We start from the raw sequence: 18,282 nt of genomic DNA on the forward strand, positions 1-18,282 counted from the left end.
AGTTGGCAGGTTTTCGGGTTCGGGAAAGTTGGGGACGAGCGGGTTCGCGGTGCCGGTGTGAACGTCGTAGGGCCGGTTCCAGGCCAGGGCCTCGTGCGGGCGGACGGTGTTGTAGTCGCGCCGGGTAGTCCTCGGCATGCCGACGAGATCGAGGGCATCAGGGATCTCCTCGAGGAACAGCTTCTCGTACTTGAGCGAGCCGAAGCCGCGCTCGCGTGAGCCGTTCTGCCCGGGCGTGCGGACCCGGGTGCGGACGTGCCGCAGCTCCGGCCGGGTGGCGATGAACGCCTCGAACCGGAACGAGCGGAGCGGTCCGCCGTTGTCGGTGACGATCGTGACCATCGGCTGGACCGTGCCGTCAGCGTCGCGCGGGGCGAGCTCGGCCAGCGGCTTTCCGGCCAGCAACTCCGCTTCCTTGATGGCGAGTTCGATCGCGGCGATGGCGTCGTGCTGGTTCGCGGTGGGCGACACGTGCCAGCCCAGCTCGTACTTCGACCAGTAGTCCCGGCAGCCCGCGAGCCGCCAGGTGCCGCCGCCGGTCGTCTCGAACCGAAGTCGAGCCGCCGGACCTGGTTCGGGCCGGCCGGCTCGGTCGCGAAAGCGGCCTTGCGGCGGGCGGCGAGCCGACGCCGTTCCCGCTGGTGGTTCGCCTCCAGCAGCAGGCCCTCGTCCCGCAACAGCCGCAGCACGGTGGCCTGCGAGACGCGGTGGCCGTCGTGGCGGCACATCGCCCAGATCTTGCGGTGACCCCAGGCCGGGTGCGCGAGCGCGTGCCGGCGGGCGGTCTCCCGGACGCTCTCGCGGGCCGGGCGCGGCCACGGCCCTCTCACATGCGCGCCCTGGCGTGCGCGGGCCTGGTGGCGGCGCCAGGCCCGCCCGGGCACGCCGATCAGACGGCAGAACCTCGCGGTCGGCATGCCCGCCCCGGTGCGGATCACCTCGAGGTCCTCGAAGGGCCCAGCCGGCCCTCCGCGGACTTCTTCCACACCCGTAGCTCGACTGCCGCCTCACCCAGTGCCTGGGTCAAGTCGGCTACTTGGGCTTCGAGTTGCTGTTCCCGGGTGCTGGGGCCGGACTTGCCCGCGAGGCCGGCCCGGCCGGACTCCAGGGAACCGGCGCTTCCAGGTCCCGATCGACTGCTCGGACACCTTCGCCCGCCGCGCGGCCTCGGCGACGGTCATCTCACCGGCCAGGATCGACAGCACGATCCGGACCTTCTCCTCCGGCGGCAGCGCCATGATCTATCAGACTCCTTCAAGCAGCAGGACCCGCAACAAACGAGCCCTGCCACAAAGTCTGACGCGCGACAAGTCTGCCCAAGATCACCTGGGACCTTGGATTGAACTCTTTCAGTTGACACAGCACGAACAGGACGCCCTACACGGCCCACAAGCCCACACAGGCAAGATCCCGCTACGAGCTCGAAGGGCCAAAGTCAGTAGGCCGAGTTGACGTTGTCGATCGAGCCGTACCGGTGCGCGGCATAGTTGCAGGCAGCCACGATGTTGGCAACCGGGTCGAAGATGTTGTCGGACGTACCCGCGACATGGTAACGGGCAAACGTAGGGGCGATCACTTGGAGCAGGCCTTCAGAGGGCGTTCCGGCTACCGCATTCGAATCGGTCTCGTTGACTGCGAGGGGATTTCCGCCCGACTCACGCATGATGTTTCGGTGGATTGCGTCGTAGCTTCCGGGAATACCATGCTCGTGCATGACGGTGAGCGCCTGCTGGATCCAGCCGTCGAGGTTGCTGGAGCTCGAAACAGGTGCGGTGGCGGCCATAGCAGTAGTCGGGGCGACAGCTGCTCCCAGAATGGCTATGCCAGCGGCGGAGGTCACCAGCGCGATCGTGGTACGCATGCGGGTTGCGAGGATGGACATGCAGCGTGCCTCTCAAACATATGATCACACCCTGTTCCGCCGAACGGCGCAGCGACACAGGAATACGGACAGGAATTGGAATTGCCAGGCTTTTCCAGCGGATCCGCGGATGTTTTGTGGATCAATCCCTGCCACAACCAAACTCCAGATCACTGCGCCGCAAGGACATCCGATCGGTGACTCCGTCGGCCGATGCAACCTCCCCCGATCAGCTCTTCGGCACGGGCCGCCACCGTCACAGCCGGTAATCGGCGAATCGATGCCAGAGCATGCAGGCATCACAGCAAGTGCCGATTTCTATTCGCTCTGGAGGCACCAGGAACCCGTGGCGGCACCGAGATGCCCAACAGGGCAGCGTCTTCTCACCGAACGGCCCTCGGCGGTCCTTCGCCAGAAGCGCTGCCATTCGTTCCCCGGCGGTTACTGAGCGTTTTCAGCGTTGCCTCTCCAGGGTGAGGATGGTCTTGCCGATTGATCCGAGCCGGTTGGGGCTGTAACGGGCGTGCCGGAAGATGCGCCAGCGTTTGAATCGCCCCGGTGTGTTCGGAGACTCCACTTCGTGAGGAGATGGAGTCCATGCCACGTCCTTCGAGGAACTACCCGGACGAGCTGTGCGAGCGTGGGGTGCGGCTGGTGGCCGAGGTCCGGCCCGATCGTCCGACCGAGTGGGCGGCGATCTGCTCGGTCGCCGGCAAGCTCGGGATCGGCAACGCGGAGACGCTGCGCAAGTGGGTCCGCCGGGCCGAGGTCGACGCCGGCGCCAGGCCGGGGACCAGCACCGCGGAGTCGGCGGAGATGCGCCGGCTGTGGGCAGAGGTCCGCGAGCCGAAGCGGGCGAACGAGATCCTGCGGGCAGCCTCGGTTTTCTTCGCGGCCGAGCTCGACCGGCCACGCAGGTCCTCGTGAACTTCATCAGTGAGCACGGGACACCGATCGCGGTGTCCACCTACTACGATGCCGCAGCCCGACAGCAGCGCGGCTCCGGCTCCGGCTCCGGCGGGACGTCCGCGCGCGATGAGGTGCTGAAACAGGAGATCACCCGTGTGTTCGACAGGAACTTCCGGGTCTACGGGGCACGGAAGGTGTGGCTGCGGCTCAACCGGGAGGGCATATTGGTGGCCCGGTGCACCGTCGAGCGCCTGATGCGCGAAATGGGCCTGCGCGGCGCGGTCCGCGGCAGGAAGTACCGCACCACCGTGCCCGATCCGGCCGGCAGTCGACCCACCGACCTGGTGAAACGCCGCTTCGACCGGCCGGCGCCGAACCGGCTGTGGGTCACCGACTTCACCTACGTGGCCACCCTGTCCGGCACCGCCTACGTCGCGTTCGTCATCGACGTCTACGCCCGCCGGGTCATCGGCTGGTCCGCAGCCGGCCACATGCGCGCCGACCTGGTGCTGGACGCCCTGGAGATGGCGGTCGCCGCCCGCTTCCGCGCCGGCACCACCGACCTCACCGGCCCGGTCCACCACAGCGACGCCGGGTCGCAATATCTTGCCATTCGGTACACCGACCACCTGCACGAGGCTGGGATCGCCCCGTCCGTCGGCACGGTCGGCGACGCGCCGGACAACGCCCTGGCCGAGTCCACGATCGGCCTGTTCAAGACCGAGGTCATCAAGCCCGGCAGGCCGTGGCAGTCCCCGACCGAGGTCGAGATCGCCACCCTGACCCGGGCCGACCGGTACAACAACCGCCGCCTGCACACCGCCTGCGACGACCTTACCCCCGCCGAGGCCGAACAGGCCCACTACGATCACCACCACGGCCCCGTCCGGGTTGCTCATCCAACAAACTGAGTCCCCGAACACGCCGGGGCGGTTCACTCTCAAGGTGGATTCAATCGGCCGGGTTCGTGGACTTTGCTGGCGCCACGGGATCCGGCGGAGCATGGGGAAGATCGGCTCCAATACGACAACGCCGCCGCCGAGAGCTTCCTTCGCCTCGCTGAAGCGGAAGTTGATGCACGGACTGCGCTGGGCCAGCCAGCATCACGCGAGACTGGAGGTGTTCCGCTGGGGCTCCTTCGACAACCTTCGCCCCCGCCACTCCACGCTCGGCTGCCTCAGCCCGGTCCGGTTCGAACACCAGACAGTGGCGTCCCGTAGCGCCCTCGCCACATGAAACCCCGTGTCCGCCTCCCGGGGAATGCTCGGTGGGCGAGGTGACGGTGCGGGTGGACACTGGGAGTGAGGCCGGCTTACCTGATCGGGATTGGCCGGTGCAGGTGGTGACCGGTGCGGAGGCCGTGATGGGTGACCGTGTCGAGGCCGGGGCGCTCGGGCAGGCAATGGCGTACTGGGACCTGTCGGAGGGCTCCCTCGTCGAGCTGCGGCGTGGTGTCAACGCGGTCTTCGCCGCCTGCACACGTGAGGGCGTGGAGGTCATCGTGCGGATGACCGAGGACACCCACCGGCTGGCGCACGCGCTCATGGGTGAGATGGCTCTGCTGGAGTGTCTCCATACCGGAGGTTGCGCGGTTGCGCGGCCTCTTCCCGGGGCAGACGGCGCCAAGGTCCTGACCTTCGGAGGACGGGAGAGGACGGTGCACGTGTGCTGCTTCTCACGGCTGCCCGGGGAGCCTGTCGACCCCGGAGACCCGGCGCAATGGAACGACGCTTTCTTCCGCCGCTTGGGTGCCGCCGTGGGGGAGATGCACGAGGTCGCCGGAGGGATGCGCCTACCCGCTCCCGCATACCGTCCGCGGTGGGACGAGGAGACGTGGCTGCGACGGGCCCTGGCCCGTGCCGTGGAGCGGCCCGCCGATCTTGTGCCGGCCGCTGTTGCCGCGCTGGTCCGGGAGCTGGAGGCGGCACCCGGCCCGGCTGCCGCCTACGGTCTGGTGCACGGAGACGTGTACGCGGAGAACCTGCTGAGCGACCACGGGGATGTCCAGTTCTTCGACTTCGACCAGTCCTGCCACGGCTGGTTCCTGTGGGACCTGGTCAGCCCCGTATACCCGCACTACTGCTTTCCCGGCTACCGGATCCCAGGACAGGGCTCCTACGAGGCCCGGCGCTTCTTCGCTTCCCTGGTCGCGGGCTATCGCGAAAGCCGGGCGCTCGCCGACGACGACGTCGCGCTGGCACCGACACTGCTGAGACTCAAGGAGGCGTCCGTCTACCTGCTGCTGACCGGTGATCTTCCTCGCTGGTCGGCAGCTCTCGGCCTGCCTCCGGCAGAGCTGGGGACGGCCACCGATCAGATGTCGCAACGCATCATCGCCGGGGCGCCCGCCGTCGACCTGCTCTCCGCGCTCTGACCGGACCTTCCCCAAAGGAAACGAGCGACGGCCCGAGGCGCGGCCGGTCATCGCGGCCTGTTCACGGCGGGCGCCAGGCCGTTGCCGGTCGGCCCCGGGGCGCCGGCCCGCGCCCGAGGAACGGTCGGGGACACATCCGGCCCGCGGCGGACAGGCGACGGTTCGCGGGCCGGGACACGGACCGCAGCGAAGGCTGCCGCGGCAAGACCCGGCGAGGCTGCCGCAGCCAGGACAATCCAGGCCGTACGTCCGGTCAGGGCATTCGAGCCGGAGGTGGAACAGATGATCAGGCCAGCGCCGGTTGCCAGCACGATGACGGCCGGCGCACCGAACCGGCGCGCCAGCTCCGTCCGCTGCGGTCGGCGCCGGCGCCGGCGCCTGCCCGCCCGAGTCCGGCCGAGCCCGTCGCGACACCCCAGGGCCGCCAGCGCCGCGCTGCACAGAGCCAGGCCGGAAGACACCACGACATCGGCCGGCCGGTGCCATGCCGCCACCTGGAGGTGAAAGGCGATCCAGGTCATGAACAATGCGCCCACAGCCCCGGCCGCAGTGCGCAGCAATGGCGGAGCAACGATGAGCGCACCCAGCACCAGAACAGTACCGGCAGCCGCATGGCCACTGGGAAGACTGTTGGCGTACGAGTGCGACAGCGTGCCGTCGATCCTGGGGCGGGGCAGAGCAGCCTTGAGCAGCTGGGTCGAGCCGACGGCCAGTGCTGTCGCAGTGAATGCGGCCAGTGCCAGATCGCCCCGACGGCGGATCACACCGACGGCCAAGACGGCTGCCGCCGTCAGCATGACGTCCCGCAGGGGCAGAGAGGCCAGTGCGGAGGCCCGCGTGACGACGGAGGCCGGTTGGGCCTGCTCGTCGCGCAGCACGGTGTTCTCCAGACCCTGGCCGACGGCGGTGTGCACCGCGGCGAGGTACACCACGACGCAGGCGAGAGCACTGGCCCCCGCGAGCAGGAGAAGCTTGCGCCGGACACCGGCCGTGGAGGGCTCGACGGGTTCCGCGACTTCCAGCATCGATCTCCTTCCCCGAGGCCGGTGGGCTCCTGACAAGGCCGAGAGTAGGCCCACAAGGCCTAACGCCAGCATGCCGCTGGAACTGCACAACCTTGGGCCCGGCCCGCAGGAACCCGCAGCTTCCCGCCAGGCAGGTAGTCGGGCGTAGTCGACTGCGGATCCGCGGCAACCGTCCGTTAGGAAAGGCCCTCCTACCGTGGGACGCGGTCCTGGCCCGTCGTACGTGACGGAGCCGGAGCGCCACCGATCACCGCCCGGGACGGAGCCGCATGCACAGCCTGTTACACCGATCAGAGATCCCCGGGACCAGGACACCGTTCAACCGCCGTCCCACAGGCCCGCAGAGCTCCGGCCACCGGAATCCCTTCATCCGCTCGAACCGCGGACAGTCGGGCAGGACGACGCCGTTCCCGGCCGCCCGCCCCGGCAGGAGCCCGGACCCACGCAACCCTGCCGCCGTCACAGATCTCGTCCGAACCCCGGCCCCAGGAGCTGCGGACCATCCGCGGGGCGTGCGATCGGGCGACACCCCCACCGGATGATGATCAAGTATCGACACGGGCAGGCGGCACACCTGCGCGACCCAAGCGGACTCGAAGACCACCTCGACACGCCGGCGCGGGACACCGGCCTGCCGCACCGCAAGCTCCGTACCGGCGGCACGGCGCAGAGCACCGGGGAGCCGAGGCCCCCCGCCGTGCGCCACCGTACGGGCCGGCGACGGTGACCGCCGGCCCGCCCGCGAAGGCGCCCGTGCCCCGGCGTTGTCTGCCGCCTGCCGCCGTTATGGCGGTCGGCACACTGGCATCCCGAGCCACCGGTTTCGTCCGGGTGGCCTGCATGGCGGCAGTCCTGGGGACAGGCCTGGTCGCCGACGGCTACAGCGTCGCCAACACCATGCCCAACATCATGTTCATCCTCCTGGCCGGAGGGGTGCTCAACACCGTCCTGGTGCCGTACCTGGTGCGATTGGCCAGACAGGACCCGGACAACGCGGACACACACACCAACCGGCTGATCACCCTGCTGGGCTGCGCGCTGTTCGTCGTCTCGTGCGTGCTGACCCTCGCCGCGCCGTGGATCGTGGACGCCTACACCGGTTACACCGGGCCCCAGCGCGAACTGACGCTCCTGTTGGCCTACCTGTGCCTGCCGCAGGTCTTCTTCTACGGCCTGTTCACCGCCCTGGGGCAGGTGATGTCGGCCCGCGACCGGTACGCGGCCATGGCCTGGGCACCGGTGGCGAACAACCTCGTGGTGATCGCGGTCTTCGGAGGCTACCTCGTGGTCGCCGGCCAGGTCGCCGATGGCAGCACCCTCGACAGCGCCCACGTGTGGTGGCTGGGTGCCGGATCGACGGCGGGCATCGTCGTGCAGACACTGGTGCTGCTACCTGCCCTGCGGTCGGCCGGCATACGCTGGCGCCCCAGGTTCGACTGGCGAGGGACAGGGCTCGGCACACCGCTACGGGCAGCCGGTTGGAGCGCCCTGCTCGTGGTCACGGACCAAGCGGGCTACTGGCTTCTCATCCGTCTGTCCACAGCCAGCGCACAGCATGCCGTCGCAGATGGGATCGAGGCAGGCGTGGGCTATACGATGTACGGAAATGCCTACCTTTTGTGGGTCATCCCGCACGGCATCGCCGCCGTCTCGATCGTCACGACGATGATGCCCCGGCTGAGCAGCGCTGCCGGGGGACACGACACGGCAGGTGTCCGGGAGCACCTGTCCGCGGCGCTGCGGAACATCGGCACGGTGACCGTCCCCGCGGCGTTCGCCTTTCTCGTCCTTGCACCGCCGCTGGCCGCACTGGCCTACGGACGCGGGCAGACCGGCCCCGAGGACGTCACCGCCATCGCCCAGACCTTGCAGGCATTCGCGCCGGGCCTGGTGTTCTACTGCGCCAACTACGCCATGTCACGGGCCTTCTACGCCTTCGGCGACAGCCGGACACCCTTCCTGCTCAACCTGGTCAGCCTGGTGGCCGGGGCCGCCGGATGTACGGCCAGCTACCTCCTGGCACCACCGCGCTGGGCGGTTGTCTGCATGGCCGCAAGCACAGCAACGACCTGCGCCTTGTGCGCCGCAGTCACCGCCTGTGTACTGCGCCGGCGTATCGGTCGTCTCGACGGACGCCGTGTGCTGGGGACCTACCGCAGCCTGGCCGTCGTCTCCGCCCTGGGAGCCGCGCTCGCCTGGGCCGCGATGTGTCTGTGTGTGACGGTGTCGGGCCCGGGCGGGTCGGCGGATCTGCTCTCCCTGGGCGTGGGTACGGCCGTGCTCGGCGGTACGGTACTCCTGCTCGGTCGCGTGCTGCGGATAGCGGAGATCACCGCGCCGGCCAGCAGTGTGATGGGACGTCTGCGACGAGCCCGAGGGCCCGGGTGCAGCTGAGACGACCGCCGGCAGGGTCATCAGGGGCTCCCTGCCGAACGGTCGGCAGGGACAAGGCCGGCTGTCAGCGGCGTGCCACCACGGGCACCGGCATACCGGCACGGATGAGCACGGTGGCGGTGGCGAGACAGGCGACGGCGGCCAGCACCACGGGCGTGGCCAACTCGGCCGGGGCGGGAACGGCATGACCGCTCAGGGTGCTTCCGGCGAGGGCCATACCCACGCCACCAGCCGTGATCATCGCCGTCTGGGTGACTCCGGCGGCCTCGCCCGCGCGCTCGGGGCGGACGACAGCCTGGGTGGCGATGGTGGTGAAGCAGTACCCCAACTGGAGCGCGCCTGCGCACAGACCGAGGACCAGGACGTACACCGGCAGTGAGGTGGTGAACACCAGGACGAGGGCCGCGGCCCCGCCCAGGGAGGTGGACGCCGCCAGAACCGTCGATGGCCGCCGACGGCCTGCCAGACGTCCGGCCAGGGGGCCGGCAACTGCAATCGCCGCGGCCGGGTACAGGAAGAGCAGGCCGGTGTCCACCGGGGACAGATGCCGGTCCTGCTGGAGGTACAGGGTGGAGACGAACAGGCACACCGCAGCAGCGGTGTTGGCCACCGTCCCGGTGGCGGTGATGACGACAAAGGGACGGTTGCGAAACAGGGCGGGATCGATCAGCGGATTCTCCGCCCGGCGCTCGATCGCACCGAAGACGGCCAGCAGCACCACCCCGGCCCCCAGCAGGCCGAGGGTGCGGGCGGACGCCCACCCCCAGACATGGCTGCGGCCGACTGCAGCGGTGACGCAGACGATCGCCAGGGTGACGCTGGCCAGACCCGGCCAGTCGATCGCAGACGACGCCCCTTCCTCCCTGGACTCGGGGGCACGCAGCGCCAGGAGCACGGCCGCGAGAGCGAGCGGCACATTGATCAAAAACAACCACCGCCAACCTGCGCACTGGGTCAGCACGCCACCGACGAACGGCCCGATCGCTGTCCCCACCCCGGCGACGGCGAACGCGATGCCTGCCGCCCGGCCGCGCGTGTCGGCGGGGAAGACATTGGTCAGCAGGGCGAACCCGGCCGGGATGATCAACGCAGCCCCCGCGCCCTGGACGATGCGGAAGACCACCAGCAGCCCGGCGGACGGAGCCGCCGCGCACGCCAGCGACGCCGCGGCGAATACAGCCGCACCGGCCACCAGCGTGCTGCGGCGCCCGCGAAGGTCGCCCACCCGTCCAGCGGCGATCATGAGCGCACCGGCGGCAAGCATGTAGCCGCAGACCACCCACTGCAGACTCACCGTGGAGACACGGAAGTCCGTGGCCATACGGGGAACGGCCAGGTTCAGCGCGAAGAAGTCCAGCTGCACGCAGAACAGCGCGAGTGACACGGCCAACAGCGCATAGCGACGGCGTGTTGTGGATTCTGGCATCGGTCGATCTTCCCTACCGCTGCGCAGGTACGGCGCGACGGTGCCCGGTGTCGCACCCGACACCGGGCCCTCTCCACGGACGGCCGGGCGCACATCCGTGCTGCCACCGTACGGATGCGTCGCCCCGGCCAGGGACCGCCGATCGGCCGACGGACGGGTTGAGACGCTCACCCCGGTCAGTGTCCCCGACCCGGGGCGAGTGGCCACCACCCAGGACAGGGACCGATCGTCGAGGACGGACCGCCGTCATTTCCCGGCGATCGCCGCAGGCGGGCCCTGTGCCCGGGGCCGCTCCTCCACAAGCTCGCCCCACACGACGAGCCGGTAGGTGGAAGTGAACTCGGGGGTACAGGTGGTCAGCGTGATGTACCGTCCGGGGCCGGCGAAGCCGGACCCCTGCGGCACGGGCTGGATGACATCGGTGTTCTGCGGGCTGGTGCGGGACAGCGCGGACCTCACCTCGTAGCGGTAGTAGCCCTGGGCGCTCTCCACGACGACCGTGTCGCCGGGGGCCAGCCGGTTGATGTACCGGAACGGTTCGCCGTGCGTGTTGCGGTGCGCGGCGAGTGCGAAGTTCCCCTGCGCTTCCCAGGGCATGGCGGTGGCGAGGTCCCCCGTGTAGTGGCCGACCATGCCCTTGTCCAGCACGCTCTTCTTGTCGGTTCCCTCGGCGATGGGAGCCTTCACGCCCAGTGAGGGGATCCACAGCACCGCGAAGCCCTCACCGGCCTCGAACGACCGCGGTGCCGTGCTCGCGGACGGCTCCTGCCACTGCCGCTGAAGGTCCGAGGTGACACCTCTGGCCTCGTTCAAGGCGTGGACGTTCGTCCACCACAGCTGGTAGGCGACCAACAGGACCAGCACCATTCCCATGGTGAGGAGCAACTCGCCGAAGGCCCGCGCCACGAGGATGCCGGCCGACGCGCGCGGGGGAGCGGCCCGCCTGCGCCCGCCTCGCCGGCCTGGCGCGGGGCGCGGCCGCTCACCGCCCTTGCGCCGCCGGTTAGTACCTGCAGGCCCGCCCGGTGGCGTCACCGCCGCCGCCCTGCGGACGGGACCGGGCCCAGCAGGCCGAGGTGCACGTTCACCGCATTCTCCTTTCCGCCGTACCGCAACGCCGCAGGAGCGGATCGCGCCCCGGCCGCCTCACGACGTGGGCACACCCCGTCAGACGGAGACGCCCTTGCTCCGCAGATAGGCGAGCGGGTCGATGTCGGTGCCGTACGCGATGCCGTTGCGGATCTCCAGGTGCAGATGGGGACCGGTGCTGTTGCCCGTGCTGCCGACCGCCCCGATGGTCTGCCCGGCGGAGACCGTGTCGCCCGCCTTGACCGCCATGCTGGACAGGTGCGCGTACTGCGAGTACTTGCCGTCGGCGTGCTTGATGATGACCTCCAGGCCGTACGACCCGCTGCTCTTCGCCGACTGGACCTTGCCCGCGCCGACGGACACCACGGGGGTGTTGTGCTGGGCCGAGAAGTCGACGCCCGTGTGGCGGCCGCTGGACCACAGAGAACCGGTCGCACCCCACTTTCCGCTGACCTTGCCCTTGACGGGAAGCACGTACCCCTGGTCGCCGGGCGGGGTCTCGGGCGGGGTCTCGGGTGCCGGCCGGGTCGGGGTTCCGGGCCGGCCCGTGTCGCGACCGCAGTCCACCGACAGGCGCTGACCGGGGTGGATGACGTTGGGATTCGCCCCGATGACGGAACGGTTGGCCTCGTGGAGCTGCTGCCACCCGCCCGGTACTCCGTGCTGGACGGCGATGCGGTTCAGCGTGTCACCGGCCTTGACCGTGTACGACTGCGCCGTGGCGCCCCCGCCGTCCTGCCGTGCCCCGCTCGTCGCATCCGCCGAGGAGGAGCTGGACGAGGTGGCCCAGGCCGCCTCTGCACCCAGCAGGGGAAGCACTGCGCTCACCCCGGCCAGGCCGACGGTGCGTGTGACGTTGCGGGTTCGGGGTCGGCGGTGCCGACCCGGGCCGGAAAGCATAGAAGTACCCTTCTGTCGGATCAGTAATATCGGTGTGCGGATATTTCCGGCGCCAGTGGGCCGGTTCTCCGTGGCCCTGCCGACACTAGGAGCCGTTCCCATAGCGGGACGCTGTCGATTCCCTAGCAGCAGGTGACGATGCACCACGGGACCGGCCGATGGCGGGCGGACCTGTGGAAGTGCAATCCGGGCAGTTTCCGGGATACCCCTCTCCTCCCTTTCGGACTGTTCGTCGACCGCTGATGGCTGCGGACCTGCCCCGTAATCTCGGGGAACATCCATCCCTCTGTTATGAAAGCAGGCACATCAATTGGCGGAATTAGCTGATGGCACGCGGATGTCCGGCGGCCCGGCGTGACGGCCCGGATCGACGAGGTGGTGGGTGTGGTGCGGGCGGCGGAGCTCGTCAACGCCTACCGGACCCGATTGCGGGACCTCGACCTGCTGCCGGACGCCGCCGCGTTGCGGCTGGCATGCGAGGCGTACGCGGACGGCTGTCCCTATGTGGTGGTCGCCCCGGGCCAGCGCTGGCACGGCCCGGACGCCACCGGCGCCCGGGAGGTGCTGACGGTGGAACAGGTCGACGTCGACAGCGAGTACGGCCACTACGCGGTGCTGTCGAAGCCGTGCGGAGCCGCGCAGGTGCTCCTGCTCGACGAACTCGTGGGCCGCTACGGGATGCACTCCTGGCCTGAGCACCGGGCCGGGTGCCGCGGTGACGGGAGGCCGTGACATGGGCGCGGTCGTGCCGCCGGTGCCCCGCACGGACGGTCCGGGAGAGGGGCCGGCCGGACTCGTCCGCCCCCTCGACCTCGCCGCCCACGCCCCGCAGGGCGCGCAGATCCAGCGGGACGCGTTCGGCTTCCCGGCCCACGAACACGGGCTGCGGGTGGCGATGATGCGCGAGCACGCCCGGCACCCGGGCGTGCTCGCCTTCGGGGCCGAGAGCGACGGCGTGCTGGTGGGCTTCGCCTACGGCCTGCCCGTCACGGGCCTGCCCGAGTGGCGGTCGACGATCGGCAAGAAGCTCGGACCCGCCGACCACGCAGGCTGGTTGGCGGCCGACGTCCTCGCGGTGGCCGAACTCCACGTCCGGCCGCACTTCCAGGGCCGGGGACTGGGCAGCGCGCTGATGCGGGCAGTGTGTTCGGCCTCCGGGGCCCGCCGGGGCCTGCTGACCACGGTGGACCGCGAGACACCGGCGCGACGGATGTACCGCCGGCTGGGGTTCCGCGACCTCGCCGTGGACGTTGGGTTCCCCGGTACCGCCCTTCCGTACGCAGTGATGGGCGCAACGACCCCCCTGCGGGCCGCCCCGGGCACCGGGATTCCCTCGACCGCCACGCCACGCACGCGCGTGGCGCGGGACTGTGAGTCTCCTGCGGTCGGACCGGTTTGTCCGCCCGCACCGTTGGAGCAAGCCCGGTGTTAACGCGCGGCTCATTAACGTCGCCAGCATCGCCGAGCGGTCGGGCCGAACAGCCGACCCGGCTTCACCCCCACCCCGCCGAGACCCGGGAGAGGCAGCCATGACAAACGCAGCCCGCCACCGCAGTCGACAGACCAACCGCCTGACCCGCACCGTCACCCTGGCCGGAGCCGGAGCCATCGTTCTCCCGCTGATGGCCACAATGCCCGCACATGCCGCAGGCACGGGCACACAGCAGACCGGACAGAGCGCACACATCGGTAGCTCCGCCGGCGGTGCAGCGGCCGCCGAGACCGATACCGCCTCCCATACCGCCGGCTACACGGTCGTCAAGGGCGACACCCTGTCGAAGATCGGCCAAGCCCACGGTGTCGCCTGGCAGAAGGTCTTCGAGAACAACACCAACGTCATCGGGAACGATCCTCATGTGATCCACCCGGGGCAGAAGCTGTCCATCCCCTCCGCCGACCAGCGGGGCAAGCCGAGCATCCCGGACAAGCCCAGTGCCCCGAGCAAGCCGGACAAGCCTGCGAACCCGGACAAGCCGGGAAGCAGCAAGGGCGAGCAGGCCGTGGCCTTCGCCAAGTCCAAGCTCGGACTGCCGTACATCTGGGGCGCCGTCGGCCCCAACTCCTTCGACTGCTCCGGCCTGACCCAGGCCGCCTGGCGCAACGCAGACGTGGACATCCCGCGGGTGACCACCGATCAGGTCCGCACCGGCACCAAGGTCGCCGTGAAGGACCTGCGCGCCGGCGACCTGGTGTTCTTCTCGTTCAAGAGCGCGAACGATCACGTCGGCATCTACATCGGCGACGGCAAGATGATCCACGCCCCGAACTCCCGCTCCGTCGTCAAGGAGGCCAGCATCTTCGGGCAGGGGGTGACACCGACCGGAGTGCGGATCGCCTGACACGGCATCCAGTAGCGGCACGCGCGGGCGTGCCGTCCAGGGCGAGTGGTGGAACGGCAGACACGGCGGGCTTAAACCCCGCTACCTTGCAGGTGTGCGGGTTCGAATCCCGCCTCGCTCACAACAACAACTCCGCACGGTGACGCCGGTCCGTCGAGCACCCAGCTCGACGGACCGGCGTCACCGTGCATCACCGAGGTGTCTTGCGTCCGGCAACGGCAGGCTGCACATCCGCCTTGCCCGAGGACGCGGGACCGGCGCGCACCACGCCGGTGACGCCGGAGACAGCCCAGTCCTCGGCCCCGGACGCGGTTCGGAAGGCGCACCCCCGCGTCCGGCCCGGCTGCACCCCGAGACACCGATGTGCAGCCGGGCCGACTGCGCAACCTCACGATCGGCCCGGCAAACATTGCAGCCGCGCCAAAGGCGCTACCGCTTGGAAATCGCGACATCCGTGGCGTCCGTGCCGCCCCCGCCTCCCGGGCGGATGGAGACATCGCAGGAGTAGCCGGCGGCCTTGGCACCCGAAACCTCACATGAGACCCCGGACTCGGTGGAATCCTGAGAGATCTTCACGGTCGCGCCATCGATCCTCCACGTGGTAGCGGTCTTCATCGCCGCATCGGGAAGGGCCACCACGTTCAGGTACGAGTAACCGGAGCCGTCCGCGACGGTGTCACCCACCTTCGGCAGGCGGTAACCGCCGTCGGAACCGAACGGAGCGGTGTCGAGCGTCGAGACATCGAGCAGGGTCATACCCGTCCCGGAGCGGTTGGCGACGGCGGTGACCACCTGCTGCCGATCCGACGTGCGCTTGTCGGAAACAGTGGAAACGTTGGAAGCGCCTTCCGGGCCCGCAGGTACCGGCTCACCGTGGGGGAGCGCGCCCCCTCCCGCGGTGTTCGGGTCGGCCTGGGCCATCGTGGCAGTGCCGGCGACGCCCGCGCCGACCGCCACTGCCGCAGCGAAGGAGATGGAAATACCCGTGATCTTTCGCATGAGAGAATAATCCCTTTCCGGTCGTGTTTTTAAGGTGCAGCCAAAAGTGAACGGGACTCGCCGCAGAACTCGCTCCGGAAATGCCCGATCGGGCGATACCGGTGGGATCCGCATCCCACTGCCTCCGGGGTCATCCGCCGACTGCTGAGAGAAATACAATCACGGGCCCGGTCGGCCCTCGGTGAGCACTTCGCTCACCTCGCGCTTATGCCGGTCCTGCATGATGGGTGGGCCGGAGCGCTCTCCTACGCACCGGCAGTAGGAGAACTAACGGGAGGGAAAATGAGGACCACGGGATGCGTATCCTGCTCGTCGAGGACGAAGAACTGCTCGCGGACGCCATCAGCGAAGGACTGCGCCAGGAATCCTTCACCGTCGACGTGGCGTACGACGGCGCCACAGCACTGAAACGCCTGGACGCCCGCCAGTACGACGTGATGGTCCTGGACCGGGACCTGCCGATGGTGCACGGTGACGAAGTGTGCCGCCGCGCCGTCACCGCGGGCGGCGAGGTGCGCGTATTGATGCTCACCGTGTCCACCACCGTCGCCGAGCGGGTGGACGGGCTGAGCCTGGGCGCCGACGACTACCTGGCCAAACCCTTCGCCTTCACCGAACTGGTCGCACGGATCAGGGCATTGGGCCGCCGCTCACAATCGGCGGTACCACCGGTGCTGGAACGCTCCGGCATCCGGCTGGACCCGCACCACCAGCAGGTCCACCGGGACGGCACGCGTATCGCCCTGTCCCGCAAGGAGTTCACCGTGCTGGAGGAACTGCTGCGCACCGAGGGCGCCCCCGTGTCGACGGAGCAACTGCTGGAACGGGCCTGGGACGAGAACACCGATCCCTTCTCCACCATCGTCCGCGTCACCATCAACTCACTGCGCCGCAAACTCGGCGCACCGAATCCCATCGAGACCGTGACAGGCACCGGGTACAGACTGCCATGACAAGAACCCTCACCCGCCTTTGGCTGGCCGGCCTGCGGTTCCAACTCACCATCCTCATCGGCGTGATCTTCTTCATCGCCGCCGCCACAGTCCTCGCACTGACCGCGGTCCTCGTCGACAACTCCCTGCGCTCGGCTCTCGATCTGGCCTTCGGACAGGGCGTCACCAGCTCCACGGCCTCCACCGGGTCACCACCTCAGCCTGTCCCCATCGGCAGCAGCCACGGCTACGACGCCACGAAGCGGTTCATCGCCGCCTCGATGCGGCACGACCTCCTGGTCGAGGGCTCGATCACCATTCTGGGAGTGGGCGTAATCGCAGTCGCTGCAGGCTGGTTCATCTCCGGACGACTGCTCCGCCCCTTGCAGGCGATCAGCTCGACCGCAGGTGCCATCGCAGGGCGCACCTTGCACCGGCGCATCGCCCTCCAGAGCCGCCCCGGGGAGATCAAGACGCTGGCCGACTCCTTCGACAGCATGCTCGACCGCCTCGACCAGGCATTCGCCAGCCAGGAGCGTTTCATCGCCAATGCTGCGCACGAACTGAAGACTCCCATCGCGGTGAACAGGACGATGGTCGAGGTGGCAATGAACCGTCGGGATGCTCCGCCGGAAGTCCTGCGGCTCGGCGAGAACCTGCTGACCGTCTGCCTGCGGCATGAACGGCTTATCGACGCGCTTCTCACCCTTGCACGGGCCTCGGACTCCGTCACCGAACGCGGTCCGGTGGACTTGGCCGACCTGACACGTGACACTCTGGACGGAGCGGCCGCCAGAGCTGCCGCGCACGAGATCTCCATCGACGCCGTCCTGATGCCGGCCGCCACCACTGGGGACCCGGTACTGCTGGAACAAGCGGTGCGCAATCTGGTGGACAACGCAATCCGTTACAACGTGGTCGGTGGTTCGCTGGTGGTGCGGACCGCCTCCGGCCCATGGGGGGCCACGGTGGGAGTGTCCAACACCGGCCCCGTTATCGCCGAGCACGAGGTTCCTGGGCTGTTCATGCCTTTCCGCCGTCTCACCGATCGGGTCGGCTCAGCTCGTGGCAGCGGCCTCGGGCTGTCGATCGTCAGGGCGGTCGCCCGGGCGCACGGCGGCGAGGTCGTCGGGCGGCCGCGTCCCGCAGGCGGGCTGGACATCGAGGTGACCGTACCGGTCACCTCCGCCCCCAGTGACTGACCAGCGCTTCGGCGGAGGAGAGCGTTTACCACTGCGGCCCCGAGCGCGTGTACGTGATGTCGCCGCACCAGCGTTCGTCCAGGCCGGCGCCGGTGAAGTCCCGCTGCAGCAGGTCCGGCACCGGCGGCGCGGCCGGGTCCGGAACCGTGGTGCGCTTCTTCCGTCGCAGGTGGTGGCCGACGATGCCGTGCTTGAGCATCAACCTCGCCACCCACGTGCGGTTGACGGTGTGCCCGAAGCCCCGAAGCTCGGCTTGGACGCGCAGGGCACCGTAGGTCTCGTGGTGTTCGGCATGGATCCGCCAGCTCCGCCCGGACGCTCTCCGGGCCCGGCCTGCCGCCGGGCCCCGAACCGCCGTTCTCGGCGTCGCGCACCCAGGTCCGCGGCGTCTCGAGGTCGACGTTCAGATCGGCCGCGACGTCCTTGAACGTCCGCCGGCCGGGGTCGCGTCCAGGGAACTGGTATACGGGTTCCACCCGTTCCAGGAGGTTTCGTCCCGGTAGCGGGTGTCGCCTGAGAACGTGAAACGGCCACCGGCTGATCCTGCGAGAACGACCAAGCTATTGAAGGAGATCTGCACGATGACCGCACTCGACAGTGTGCCCGTCGCCGCCCTGCTGGAGGAGAACCTCGCCTCGGCGAGTCCCGACTTGTTGCGGGCGATGGTGAAGGCCTTCGCGGAGGCGATGATGTCCGCGGACGTGTGATCCGGGGCATCTCGTACGGGGACCGGATCCTATCCCCAGGAGAAGAACGGAGGTGGAGCCGCCCCCCCCGGGGGGGGGGGAACCCCCCGTACAGGCACAGAAAGAGCATCAGGAACAAAAACAAA

Annotated in this window: 18 protein-coding genes, 1 tRNA gene and 1 pseudogene; 10 read left to right on the forward strand and 10 right to left on the reverse strand. The window is 69.3% G+C overall.

The annotated features are described in order from the left end of the window. The 4 genes and pseudogenes from AC2TEW_RS35540 to AC2TEW_RS35555 form a co-directional block, all read right to left on the reverse strand. The coding region (locus tag AC2TEW_RS35540) for an integrase core domain-containing protein (RefSeq protein ID WP_484627386.1) at positions 1 to 471 on the reverse strand (471 nt) is incomplete at its 3' end. 197 nt (positions 472 to 668) lie between these two features. Continuing rightward, positions 669 to 917 (reverse strand): annotated as a pseudogene (locus AC2TEW_RS35545) (IS3 family transposase); the annotation flags it as partial. Positions 918 to 1,007: 90 nt separating this feature from the next. After that, positions 1,008 to 1,238, reverse strand: coding sequence for a transposase (locus tag AC2TEW_RS35550; protein WP_484627387.1), 231 nt, complete (start codon positions 1,236 to 1,238; stop codon positions 1,008 to 1,010). 197 nt (positions 1,239 to 1,435) lie between these two features. After that, a complete protein-coding gene (locus AC2TEW_RS35555) occupies positions 1,436 to 1,882 on the reverse strand; it encodes a transglycosylase SLT domain-containing protein (RefSeq protein ID WP_484627388.1) in 447 nt (148 codons plus the stop codon). 576 nt (positions 1,883 to 2,458) lie between these two features. Between AC2TEW_RS35555 and AC2TEW_RS35560 the strand changes: the two genes are divergently transcribed. After that, a protein-coding gene (locus AC2TEW_RS35560) for an IS3 family transposase (protein ID WP_484627389.1) occupies positions 2,459 to 3,681 on the forward strand; the annotation gives its coding sequence in 2 pieces (ribosomal slippage) (positions 2,459 to 2,744 and positions 2,744 to 3,681; 1,224 coding nt in all). A gap of 356 nt (positions 3,682 to 4,037) precedes the next feature. Then, positions 4,038 to 5,144 carry a phosphotransferase enzyme family protein gene (locus AC2TEW_RS35565; RefSeq protein WP_484627390.1) on the forward strand — a complete coding sequence of 369 codons (1,107 nt, stop codon included), beginning with the start codon at positions 4,038 to 4,040 and terminating at the stop codon, positions 5,142 to 5,144. Between the two features lie 47 nt (positions 5,145 to 5,191). On the opposite strand, the gene AC2TEW_RS35570 is transcribed toward AC2TEW_RS35565, so the two are convergent. Beyond that, entirely contained in the window at positions 5,192 to 6,169 is a 978-nt protein-coding gene (locus AC2TEW_RS35570; RefSeq protein ID WP_484627391.1) for a phosphatase PAP2 family protein, read from the reverse strand. A gap of 753 nt (positions 6,170 to 6,922) precedes the next feature. On the opposite strand from AC2TEW_RS35570, the gene murJ reads away from it, so the two are divergent. Beyond that, complete coding sequence (gene murJ, locus AC2TEW_RS35575) at positions 6,923 to 8,563, forward strand: murein biosynthesis integral membrane protein MurJ (protein WP_484627406.1); 1,641 nt, start codon at positions 6,923 to 6,925, stop codon at positions 8,561 to 8,563. Positions 8,564 to 8,627: 64 nt separating this feature from the next. Here the strand turns inward: murJ and AC2TEW_RS35580 are convergent, their stop codons facing one another. The 3 genes from AC2TEW_RS35580 to AC2TEW_RS35590 form a co-directional block, all read right to left on the reverse strand. Continuing rightward, positions 8,628 to 9,989 (reverse strand): MFS transporter, encoded by a 1,362-nt coding sequence (locus AC2TEW_RS35580; protein ID WP_484627392.1) that lies wholly within the window; start codon positions 9,987 to 9,989, stop codon positions 8,628 to 8,630. A 246-nt stretch (positions 9,990 to 10,235) separates the two neighbouring features. After that, positions 10,236 to 11,024, reverse strand: a complete 789-nt coding sequence (locus AC2TEW_RS35585) for a class E sortase (RefSeq protein WP_484627393.1) — start codon at positions 11,022 to 11,024, stop codon at positions 10,236 to 10,238. 132 nt (positions 11,025 to 11,156) lie between these two features. Further along, positions 11,157 to 11,906 carry a M23 family metallopeptidase gene (locus AC2TEW_RS35590; RefSeq protein WP_484627394.1) on the reverse strand — a complete coding sequence of 250 codons (750 nt, stop codon included), beginning with the start codon at positions 11,904 to 11,906 and terminating at the stop codon, positions 11,157 to 11,159. Between the two features lie 426 nt (positions 11,907 to 12,332). Here AC2TEW_RS35590 and AC2TEW_RS35595 point away from each other — a divergent pair, with 426 nt between their 5' ends. The 4 genes from AC2TEW_RS35595 to AC2TEW_RS35610 all read left to right on the forward strand — a co-directional run bounded on the left by AC2TEW_RS35595 (position 12,333) and on the right by AC2TEW_RS35610 (position 14,438). Continuing rightward, positions 12,333 to 12,710, forward strand: a complete 378-nt coding sequence (locus tag AC2TEW_RS35595; protein WP_484627395.1) for a hypothetical protein — start codon at positions 12,333 to 12,335, stop codon at positions 12,708 to 12,710. A 1-nt stretch (position 12,711) separates the two neighbouring features. Continuing rightward, the gene (locus tag AC2TEW_RS35600) at positions 12,712 to 13,410 is read left to right on the forward strand and encodes a GNAT family N-acetyltransferase (protein WP_484627396.1); all 699 of its coding nucleotides are present in this window, start codon (positions 12,712 to 12,714) and stop codon (positions 13,408 to 13,410) included. 97 nt (positions 13,411 to 13,507) lie between these two features. After that, positions 13,508 to 14,317: an NlpC/P60 family protein gene (locus tag AC2TEW_RS35605; RefSeq protein WP_484627397.1), complete on the forward strand. Its 810-nt coding sequence runs from the start codon at positions 13,508 to 13,510 to the stop codon at positions 14,315 to 14,317. A gap of 39 nt (positions 14,318 to 14,356) precedes the next feature. Further along, a tRNA-Leu gene (locus tag AC2TEW_RS35610) sits at positions 14,357 to 14,438 on the forward strand. A gap of 308 nt (positions 14,439 to 14,746) precedes the next feature. On the opposite strand, the gene AC2TEW_RS35615 is transcribed toward AC2TEW_RS35610, so the two are convergent. Then, entirely contained in the window at positions 14,747 to 15,316 is a 570-nt protein-coding gene (locus AC2TEW_RS35615) for a hypothetical protein (RefSeq protein ID WP_484627398.1), read from the reverse strand. A gap of 296 nt (positions 15,317 to 15,612) precedes the next feature. On the opposite strand from AC2TEW_RS35615, the gene AC2TEW_RS35620 reads away from it, so the two are divergent. Both AC2TEW_RS35620 and AC2TEW_RS35625 read left to right on the forward strand, forming a co-directional pair. Beyond that, the gene (locus AC2TEW_RS35620) at positions 15,613 to 16,269 is read left to right on the forward strand and encodes a response regulator transcription factor (protein WP_484627399.1); all 657 of its coding nucleotides are present in this window, start codon (positions 15,613 to 15,615) and stop codon (positions 16,267 to 16,269) included. Further along, on the forward strand, positions 16,266 to 17,450 hold the full coding sequence (locus tag AC2TEW_RS35625) for a sensor histidine kinase (RefSeq protein ID WP_484627400.1): 1,185 nt from the start codon (positions 16,266 to 16,268) through the stop codon (positions 17,448 to 17,450). Before AC2TEW_RS35620 ends, AC2TEW_RS35625 begins: the two co-directional genes overlap by 4 nt. A 25-nt stretch (positions 17,451 to 17,475) precedes the next feature. On the opposite strand, the gene AC2TEW_RS35630 is transcribed toward AC2TEW_RS35625, so the two are convergent. Beyond that, positions 17,476 to 17,748 (reverse strand): IS3 family transposase, encoded by a 273-nt coding sequence (locus tag AC2TEW_RS35630; RefSeq protein WP_484627407.1) that lies wholly within the window; start codon positions 17,746 to 17,748, stop codon positions 17,476 to 17,478. A gap of 283 nt (positions 17,749 to 18,031) precedes the next feature. Here AC2TEW_RS35630 and AC2TEW_RS35635 point away from each other — a divergent pair, with 283 nt between their 5' ends. Then, positions 18,032 to 18,157, forward strand: coding sequence for a hypothetical protein (locus AC2TEW_RS35635; RefSeq protein WP_484627409.1), 126 nt, complete (start codon positions 18,032 to 18,034; stop codon positions 18,155 to 18,157). Positions 18,158 to 18,282 lie beyond the last annotated feature (125 nt).

Source organism: Kitasatospora sp. NEAU-CNBT7, assembly GCF_057220535.1.